The 8,728-nt window shown below is 59.2% G+C and carries 12 protein-coding genes; all 12 read right to left on the bottom strand.

Going from position 1 to position 8,728, the window contains the following annotated elements:
- Positions 1-49: 49 nt before the first annotated feature.
- The 12 genes from IV89_RS06140 to IV89_RS06085 all read right to left on the bottom strand — a co-directional run bounded on the left by IV89_RS06140 (position 50) and on the right by IV89_RS06085 (position 8,644).
- On the bottom strand, positions 50-1,042 hold the full coding sequence (locus IV89_RS06140) for a DUF5309 domain-containing protein (RefSeq protein ID WP_016073688.1): 993 nt from the start codon (positions 1,040-1,042) through the stop codon (positions 50-52).
- A gap of 25 nt (positions 1,043-1,067) precedes the next feature.
- Positions 1,068-2,006, bottom strand: coding sequence for a hypothetical protein (locus tag IV89_RS06135; protein ID WP_016073757.1), 939 nt, complete (start codon positions 2,004-2,006; stop codon positions 1,068-1,070).
- A gap of 36 nt (positions 2,007-2,042) precedes the next feature.
- On the bottom strand, positions 2,043-2,270 hold the full coding sequence (locus tag IV89_RS06130; protein WP_016073756.1) for a hypothetical protein: 228 nt from the start codon (positions 2,268-2,270) through the stop codon (positions 2,043-2,045).
- Positions 2,267-4,366 carry a hypothetical protein gene (locus IV89_RS06125; RefSeq protein WP_016073755.1) on the bottom strand — a complete coding sequence of 700 codons (2,100 nt, stop codon included), beginning with the start codon at positions 4,364-4,366 and terminating at the stop codon, positions 2,267-2,269. Before IV89_RS06125 ends, IV89_RS06130 begins: the two co-directional genes overlap by 4 nt.
- Entirely contained in the window at positions 4,366-5,667 is a 1,302-nt protein-coding gene (locus tag IV89_RS06120; RefSeq protein WP_037944646.1) for a phage terminase large subunit, read from the bottom strand. The genes IV89_RS06125 and IV89_RS06120 overlap by 1 nt, the downstream gene beginning before the upstream one ends.
- Entirely contained in the window at positions 5,651-5,929 is a 279-nt protein-coding gene (locus tag IV89_RS06115; RefSeq protein ID WP_016073753.1) for a hypothetical protein, read from the bottom strand. The genes IV89_RS06120 and IV89_RS06115 overlap by 17 nt, the downstream gene beginning before the upstream one ends.
- Positions 5,922-6,386, bottom strand: coding sequence for a hypothetical protein (locus tag IV89_RS06110; RefSeq protein ID WP_016073752.1), 465 nt, complete (start codon positions 6,384-6,386; stop codon positions 5,922-5,924). The genes IV89_RS06115 and IV89_RS06110 overlap by 8 nt, the downstream gene beginning before the upstream one ends.
- Before the next feature lie 510 nt (positions 6,387-6,896).
- Positions 6,897-7,517, bottom strand: coding sequence for a hypothetical protein (locus tag IV89_RS06105; RefSeq protein WP_016073751.1), 621 nt, complete (start codon positions 7,515-7,517; stop codon positions 6,897-6,899).
- Positions 7,514-7,702 carry a hypothetical protein gene (locus tag IV89_RS06100; RefSeq protein WP_016073797.1) on the bottom strand — a complete coding sequence of 63 codons (189 nt, stop codon included), beginning with the start codon at positions 7,700-7,702 and terminating at the stop codon, positions 7,514-7,516. The genes IV89_RS06105 and IV89_RS06100 overlap by 4 nt, the downstream gene beginning before the upstream one ends.
- Positions 7,699-8,034, bottom strand: a complete 336-nt coding sequence (locus IV89_RS06095; protein ID WP_016073749.1) for a DUF3307 domain-containing protein — start codon at positions 8,032-8,034, stop codon at positions 7,699-7,701. The genes IV89_RS06100 and IV89_RS06095 overlap by 4 nt, the downstream gene beginning before the upstream one ends.
- Positions 8,031-8,441, bottom strand: a complete 411-nt coding sequence (locus tag IV89_RS06090) for a hypothetical protein (RefSeq protein WP_016073748.1) — start codon at positions 8,439-8,441, stop codon at positions 8,031-8,033. Before IV89_RS06090 ends, IV89_RS06095 begins: the two co-directional genes overlap by 4 nt.
- On the bottom strand, positions 8,438-8,644 hold the full coding sequence (locus tag IV89_RS06085) for a hypothetical protein (RefSeq protein ID WP_235183801.1): 207 nt from the start codon (positions 8,642-8,644) through the stop codon (positions 8,438-8,440). The genes IV89_RS06090 and IV89_RS06085 overlap by 4 nt, the downstream gene beginning before the upstream one ends.
- Positions 8,645-8,728 lie beyond the last annotated feature (84 nt).

Here is an 8,728-nt window from a genome sequence, read left to right as displayed (position 1 = left end):
ATTGCCGTCCTAGTGCGCCTCGTTCTTATGTCAGATTCAGCGCCTCAGATCAAGTGCTGGCCGTCAAACCATAGAGGTCTGCGGCAACGCCGAGGCCCTTTTCGTTCTTCGGTTTCAGCGCGCCTTCGCCAATCAGCATGAACTTCTCAGCATCGCCGGTCTTGGCGACCTTCTTGTCTTCGGCGATCTTACGCAGCCAGCCGAATTGCAGGAACTCGGGGTCAACGAAGAAGGCGTTGCGCGCCAGGGCACCAGAGCCCGCCATCACGCGGTTCGGGTGGATCATGACCTTGCCGAATGGGCCTTCGTAAACGTCAGCGTTGGCGACAATGCTGTTGTTTTTGCCGTTCGATGCCGCATAGCGGAACGAGGCAACGTTCGTATCGGACATGAACGTAACGAACACCGACTTGACGTAGGGCGAAACAAAGACGTGCTTGAAGTTCGCGCCGGACTGGTAGCCCTGCTGCATCACATCGTCCATGATGGCCTTGGAGAACGCGCGCTGCGTGCCGTCCGTGGGGGCGACAGTCAGTCCCGTGCCGGTGTTATAGCCGCCGTTCGCACCGGTCGCGCCGCGCGATACGTTGGTTTTCACCCACGTTGGCAGGGAGCCGCTTTCACGGGTGGCACCGCCAACGGAGGCGTTGGTCGCAACGATCGAGAATTCGACATCCTTGCGGAGCTCGACACCCTTTTTCAGCTTCTGCTCTTTCACCTTCGTTGCACGGCCAGCTTCATCGGTGATGTTCTGGGTGCCGGAGATGATGCCCGACTTGCGCATGATCTGGGTATAGTTCCCCAGGCGCTCGGGCGAGACAGTCGCGTCGAAGGTGTATTCGTCGCCTTCAAGGGTGATGTTGGCCCCGGGTGCGGCGAGTTCGTCGGTGGTCCATTCGGGGTGCGTGGTGTCAAACGACACCTTTTCGATCATGGAATAGATCGGGGTATCTTCGGGGGTGATGCGGCTTACCACATCGGCGAGTTCTTCACGGTTGCCCTTAGCGCCCGTGGATTGGAACGTGTTGGTAACTACAGCCATTGGTTAGGCTCCTTGATGAGAGGGTTTAATCGAAGTCAATCGCAAGGGCGTCTTTCAACGAGCCCGAGCGGCTAAGCTTGCGCATTGCCTCTGCATTACCGCTTGCCTTGCGTGCCCCCTGTCCCGGCTTGCGGGGTGTTGCTGGGGGTGCCTTGGCAACCTTGGCCTTCGCCTTGGCCTTGGATTTCTCCGCGTCCATCCCCTTTTTCGCCCAATGCGCCAGGGCAAAGATGCGGGGGTCGGTCACAGATCCGAGGTCTTCGTCGGAAAAGCCAATTTCGTTCGCCACTTCCTGCACGTTGCCAAAGAACGCCTTGCGCCCTTCGCCGTCCGCAGCTTCCGGAAACATCTCGACAAGGCGCTGATTGGCCTCGACAAGCTGCTTTTTCCGGTCATCTTCGGACATCGTGTCGCTGATTTCCTTGGGGGCTTCCCCGAGTTCAACCAGCTTCTGGACCTGTGCCATAGCCGCTTCGTGTTGTGCCTTCTGCGCCGTGTATTTGGCGGGGTCAGAGTAGGCCAGTGAAGCGTCGGGGGCGTCAGGAACCAAGCTTGAAATGTGGTCCACAAATACTTCGGTAATGCGCTGCATACGCTGCACATCCGCTTCGACAGTCTTGCGCGCGTTGGCGACTTCTTGCGTCTTGCGGGTGTAGTCATTCTGGCGAAAATAGCCCTTCTTCAGTTCCGCAAGCGAAACGTCGGTGCCATCGTCTAACTTGACGGTGACGTTATCGGGGTTTTCGTCGTCCTGACCTTCGGCCTCTTGGTCCTCGGCCTCGCCTTCTTCGGCGTCGGCGTCGTCCTCATCCGGCTCATCATCGGTCGCTTCGGGCTCTTCGACTTCTTCGGTGTCCTCGTCGGGATCGAAATAATCAAATTCCTCTGCGGTATCGTCTTCTGAGAGCTCGACGTTATCGGTTGCGTCCTCATCAAGAGGCGCATTGTCGGTTTCGTCTGTCATGGTGATTGCCTCGTGGGCTGTTCGTGCCCGCCCTGCTTATGCGGGGGCGGCTTTGCGCTCTCGGGTGCTGCGAAGACATGCCTCGCAGTCGGAGCGTAAAGAACGGATGGCCTGCACGCGCATGGCGTTGCGGGCCCGTGTTTCGTCGTCGGTGGCGTAGACCATAGCCTCAACCGCCGATCGCTCTAGGCTGTCGAATAGTTCGCCGTAGAGCTTGTTTGATATCAGTTGCTCGGCAAGGCTGGCGCGCTCTTGATCGGTCACTGCGTCGCCCCCTGGTCGGCTGCGTTCATGGCGTTAGCCTGTGCCCGCCAAATGTCGTCCTGCCGGCGCTGTGCGGCCTCCTCACGTTTAAAGGCCATGTCCTCCATGAACTTCTCACGCTCAAACGCCAGCTTGCGCTCTTGCAATGCGGCGTCACTCGCCAGCTTGTCGGCCTGCTTCTGCTGATCGGCGGCAATTTCGGCCTGCTTGACGGTTAGATCCGCCTGCATCTGCGCGTTCTCTTTGTCGCGGTTGCTCTGCATCTTGGCTTGCTCAAGCTGCATCTGCGCTTCAAGCTTCTGCTGCTCGGGCGACTTCTGGTTTTTAATCGCTTCCATACGCTGCTTCATTTCTTCGGGGTCAGGCTCCGTGAAATACAGCGAAGGCGTCTTGAGCCCCGCGCTTTCCACCATCTTCGACATCGCCGAGTAAAGATTCTCAGGCGTCACGAACGGGTTATCGGGCCCGAAGGCGGTCAGCAGCTTCTCTTGCACGCCCATAACAACCTGCATCATCTGCATGTCGCGCTCACGGGTGCCCGCGCCCAAGCCGGTATTGACCTCGCAATCCATTTCCGCATTCCACTGGCGGGGGTCCATCTGCACCCACTCACCGCGCAGGCGAACCGTGCGGGGAACGTCTTGGTGACGGATAGACAGGCGCAGAAGGCCACGGAAAAACACCGCAAGCCCCTCGGCCAAGTTCTTGACCATCATTTCGGTCTGACCAATGCCGGCCTGTTCGATCATCGCCGAAGCCTTGGCGGTCATGTTTTGCAGCGCGTCGGGGGCGAGCCCAGAGGATGCGTCCGAAACGCCCGTGCGGTCCTGCGCTTCCGTGTCTAGGTATTCCATCATGCCGAAGCTGTCGCGCGCCACGAATGGCACGGTATTGAAGCCCATAGCCGCGCGCACGTCGTTGCCTTGGTTTACGATGATAGGCTTGCCGAACTCGGGCTGCATCACGGCGTCCCAGTTGGCGATAGCAGACTTTTGCGCGATCGGCTGCGGGTTGTTCTGCCAGTAGATGTTATCAAGCGTCTGGCGCAGAAGAACCGTCTTGCCGCGCTGAATGTCCATCAGGTCGTCGGCAAGGCTAATGCCCTCCCACTGGTGCGGCTGTGGCATGGCGCAGAGGTCGCAGAATTGCACCTCGTCTACCTCGTCATCCTCCAGCAGGTTATTTTCGGTCAGCCCGCCCGCGAAAGTCATGTGGCGAAGCTCGGCAATGCCGTCGCCGTCCATGTCAATGCGGACATACAGGTCGTAGAAGTCGATTGGATCGTTAGCGCGCTGCGCCTCGCCGCTGTCGCCGATGTTATCCCGGCGCGCGTCCTCTTCGGTGTCGTCCTCGCTTGCCAGCGTCAGCCCGTCGACCAATTCGCGGTCATAGCCCATAGACACAAGGTCAGAGCGTGTGACGGTCGTTTTCTCGCCGGTCAGAAGGCTATCCCCGAGCGTTACCGCGTCAGGGTGGATCAGGAACCGCTCACGGGGGACGGCGGCGCAGCGTGTCTGCTTGTCGGTATAGGTGCGGCGGATCTTGACGCTGTAGAACGTGACGGGCTCAGCCTCGCCGAAGTCGTTTTCGACAGTCTCGACCGTTTCCTCTTGCTCAAGAACCTCAACGCCGTCGTCCGAGATAAGCTCGGCCAGCGCTTCAAGGGTCAGGCCCGAGTGCTTGCTGATCTTTACGGCCTGCTTTTCCTCGTACCACCATTTCAAGATGCCATTGCGCAACAGCAAGGCGTCGTGGATGGCGTCATAGATAGCGTTGCGGGCGTTCGTCTCGGGGATCACAACATAGTTGATATAATCGCTGGACTGCTCGGCCCCCGCTTCGTCGCCCTCGCCCACGGGCAGGAACTCAACCACCTCAGTTGCGCCAAGGATAGTCCGCATGATGGACGGCAGCACCTTCTTGATGTTGGCGCGCACGTCGCGGGTGGTCATCTGTGACCGGCCTTCGTCTGCCGGCGTGTCGACCATCTTGCCCTGATAGTATTCGATCGCGCGCAGGCGGTCTTTTGACAGGTCGTCCGCGTGGCGCTCGGAGTCGCGCACCATATCAGCGATAAGGGGGAGTGCGTCGATCATTAAACAACCTTCCGACGGACAAATGCCGTCTCTTGCGACTTGCCTTGCGGCTGCTCATAGGCAACAGCCACCAGCCCGAAGGCGTCAGCGCCGTGACTTGACCAGTCATGGCTTGGCCCTAAGCCGATGCCGCGTTCTTCGTCGCGCTTTTCGTGATACCAGCCGATCGCGTCCAAGCCGGCCTCTGTCGTCGCTTGGTTGAACCACATGCTGGGGAATAGACGCCGTGCCGCCTCTACGCGCTGCATTGCCGCACCCGCCCCTTGGTTCTTAACGACCTGCACTTCGAACCCTGCGGCCCGTAGTGCGCTCTCGAATGATACGTCATGCACCTTGTCGTTAGTGCTGCCATCGTGGGGCAATACGCAGAGCGCCGCCCCGTATCCGTTTGCCCGCAGCCACTCGATATGCGCCGCCAGAGGTTGCCCCTGCGCCTCGTAGTAGTTCAGCAGGCGAATTTCGCGTCCGACGTACTGGACAATCCAGATTGCGGTTGCGTCTGACTTCTGCCCCGTGCCGCCAATGTCCCAGACCGCACGAATGGTCATCAAAGGATCGGCAGCGACGTGGCCTATTCTGTTCTCAGACCGCGCTACCGTGATTGCCTTGGCGTAATATGCGCCCTCGACAACGGTTACGAACCCGCCTTCCCAGATGTGTTCATAATGGTCGGACCGGCGCGTGAAGTCGTTCAGGCGCTCAGCCTCCAGCACGTCGGGAAACTTCGGGTTGTCTCGCCAGTTCAGCGAAACGATCTTGGCCCCCTCGGGCGGGTTGCCGCGAAAACGTTCATGCGTCGCGCTGTTCTTGCGCTCGGGGTTCCACGTTACCCAAATTTCCGATTCATGCTCCCGAACGGTCGGGATCAGCTTAGACCATGCTAGGTCCGTGATTGGTTCGGCTTCGTCTGCCCAGCATAGAAGGATTTGCGACTTGGACTTAACGCTGTCCACGTTGCGGTTAAGGCCGGCGAACTTGAAGTCAACCCGAGCCCCTGTGCCACAGTCCCGTGTGCGAATGATCTTTTCGGTAATCTCGAACCATGACACCAAGAACGGGTCAGACTGGATTGCCGCCTTTACCTCGGCCATCGAACTGTCGTCCAGGCTGTTCATGAACTCACGAACGCAAAGAATGATACCTGGCCTGCCTGCCTGCGCGCAGCGTACCGCGTGAACCGCTGCCATCTTGGCAAAGCTTCGCGTCTTACCGCTCCCCCTGCCCCCATATGCGCCCCTGTAGCGCGCCGGCCCTTGGAATACTGGGATCAGCTTGGGCGGCAGCTCAATCGTCGGCTGCATCAGCCACCAAAGGAGCAAGAGCAATTGAAGCAAACATGATCGGCTGATCCGCGTCGACCTTGACCTCTGTAGGCAAAACCTTGCCAAGAAGCGTCATAAACGCGGTCGGGTTCTCTTGTGCCTGCTCAGTCAGGTAACCAAGACGCCCTCCAGGGTGCGCGTTGGACGCCGCCTGCAAGATATCATCCCGCAAAAGCGCGGTAACCTTGTTCGGGGTGCCCTTCTTGCGCCCACCTGTCTTTCTACCTTTTGCATCAGCCATGAGCGACCTCGCGGAGTCTACTCATGTCTACTTTAGACACACCCCACTGCTCACAGTTTGAGTGATCCAGCTTACGGCAAAGGAATTGCGCCACGTACTTACGCAAGCCAACCTTTTCAACTAAGGCGCGCTCGTCGCGGTCCTCCTTGAGGTGCCGAAGCCATTGGGTTTTTGTTACAACCCCCTGCAACATCTTCGGGAGCGCATTCGGGTCAACGGGGGCAGCCCGACCGCCATTCCCGCCGGCACACAAATTGTTTTGCGGCAGCAGCTCTGCGATCAGATCCACTTCACGGCGGAACGCATCGGACTCGTTCTTGAACCTTTCGAGGATTACCGCTTTCCCGCCGTGCTTGCGCGCCGAAGCGTTAGCGCGGTATCCGCTGCCCTTGCCAACATATAGAACAGTCGGCCCGTCCATGATTGCGTAAACGTAAAATTTCTCTTTGCTTGCCATATCTGGTCCAGTCCCGTCGCCGGGGTGTTGGCCTCCTTGGTATGTGTGGGGTGCGTATCGCCGCCGCGTTGTGTCTCATGTGCTGAGAAAATGTTGAGCGACGTGCTGGCTGCTACACCAGCGGGCGGAGGGCTGCGTCCTCTTGATCCGCCGTAGTCATGTCCCTGCGTGGGCTGTCCACGCCGCCGCGCTCAGGAGGTGCGTTCTGCTACCAGACTCATCGCGGGGGCCTGACGCCGCACCCCGTAACCTCTGGACCACATCCCCGTCAGGCGGAAGGGGCATTACACACCACCAGAAAGCGGCTTAGAAAACGCGGGGCGATGATTAAAGACCTTCGCTCTTACTATCGGGACGGTCAGGCGAGTCCGCGCTCTTATTGCAGTAGCACCGCCCTGTAAAACGCCGGAGCGTGGGCGGTGTCGTTTCGGGCGCTAGGCCCTATCCGGACGGGTATTCCCTGCACCGGATTAGCCAAAGGCTACCATATGTAGCGCCCCAACGCAACACCTATGCGCTGCGAACGTCAAGCGGGTCAAACTGGACGTGATGCCCGCTTTCCATTTCGATTGATACCCGCTGCCATTGATCGTGCGGCGCTTTCACCAGCTTATCGAACTTGCCCAGCATATCCGCAAACGGGCCGGAGATAACGCGCAGGGCTTGGCCCTTCTTGTATTCGGTCACCTCGGCCCGCGAATTGGCGTCAACGCGCTCAGCGGCCTCGAATTCAGCGTCTACGCCCTCCATGAAGCGGTTAAGCCCGATATGCACCTGCTTGCCGTCTGGCGTTGCCTTGCCGTGCAGATCCGACTTTGCCACGACCATGAATGTGGGCATCAGGTGTTCTACCTCGTCTGCAAGGTACATCTGCGACGGGTCCATCTCCATCACGATGTAATTCGGCAGCGCTGGCACATCGAAGCGCGTCCAGTTGCGATCCTTGCCGAGGCGCTTGAACTCTACCCGCTTGCCGCACCATGCCTTTATGCCGAGGCGGCGCAGCTCCTCTTGAACCCAAAACTGCTTGCGCACCATTGGCGGGCGGATATGGTTGCCGTCCTCGTCGCGTGTCGGGGCGTGGGTGTCGCGGCACACACCGCCTGCGACATATCCAAGGTAAACCGTCATTCTGTATCTCCTTCGATCAGGTCGCATTCGCAGGGGGTGGGGTGCTCGCCATTGGGGCCACGGTTGAACCAGTGGGCGGGCTGAGGCTTCCGGCGCGGGTACATGCGCAGGACGTAGCCCTTGCCTTTGCACTTGCGGCAGGGCTTTGTCTCGGCTTGGGTGGCGTTGCGGGCCGAGAGGTTCATGCAGCCACCCCCAAAGCCAGCGCCGCTACCCAAATCACCTTGCAAAGAATGTGCAGCGCCTGGTCAGCGTTGAACCCAATCTTGCCATCGCATTTCGTGTAGTCGATGGCGGTATGCGCGGCGAACTCAAGCAGGGCTAAAGTCAAAGAGCCCGTGATAAGAAAAACTGCGCCCGCGTGGATAGCAGAGTGCGCGGCGAGAAGCTGATACCAAGGTGCGCCGGGAATGGGTGCACGGTGGTTCTTGCCGTTCGCTAAAAACTCCCCCTGTAAAGGGTAATCACAGAGAGCGTGGCCCGCGACGAGCAATGCGAAAACTTCGAACAGGTTCATGGCGTCTCTCCCTTGGGGGTTTCTGAGATAAGGGCTGAGAGGATGGCGAGGAGCCACGCGCGGGCGGGGTCTATTTTATAACCCCTGTATTCTGCGCGTCGTGCCTTCGGGTTATGGTTGAGATTTTCAGACAGCCAAGCCATAACAAAACCGTCGTCTCTCTCCTTGACGGATATGCTTGCGCCCCACCCCGGCAGCACCGCGTCGTGCAGCACTCTGGCTGCGTCTAGGGAGCCGTTATGCGCCTTCTCTGCGTTTACCCATGCGTCGATCCAGAACTCGTACAGATCGTCATTGGCGATCAGCCCCTCTGGCGCGATCACGCGGAACTCGCGAGGCTGTATATCTACGCCAGCCTTCACCTTATCGCGCAGCGCCTCTAGCGCCTCTCTGCGGTTATCGCTCATGGGTAGACCTCCACCATCAATTCCAATGCCATCAGCGCTCTATCCCTCATCCGGTTTTGCGCCTGTGGTTCGCCGCCGTTGGTTTCCCATTGAACGCTGCACTTGGTAGGCGCGTGCCATGCAGTCCAGCGCATGTGATAGCCGCCAATCCCTGCGCCTTTGCGCTGATCTATGCCGCTAATGATTACGTCGTCCGGCTTCATCTGCTCGCCTCCATCGCCGCCCTGATAGCGGCCTCTGCGTATCCAAGGTCTCGGAGTGCCTGTGCCGTGTAGCCTACTGCTATG

The organism is Sulfitobacter sp. CB2047, from assembly GCF_000735125.2.
GTDB lineage: Bacteria > Pseudomonadota > Alphaproteobacteria > Rhodobacterales > Rhodobacteraceae > Sulfitobacter > Sulfitobacter pontiacus.
The sequence above is the reverse complement of the archived record's forward strand: the minus strand, read 5'-3'. Positions and strand labels throughout refer to the sequence as shown.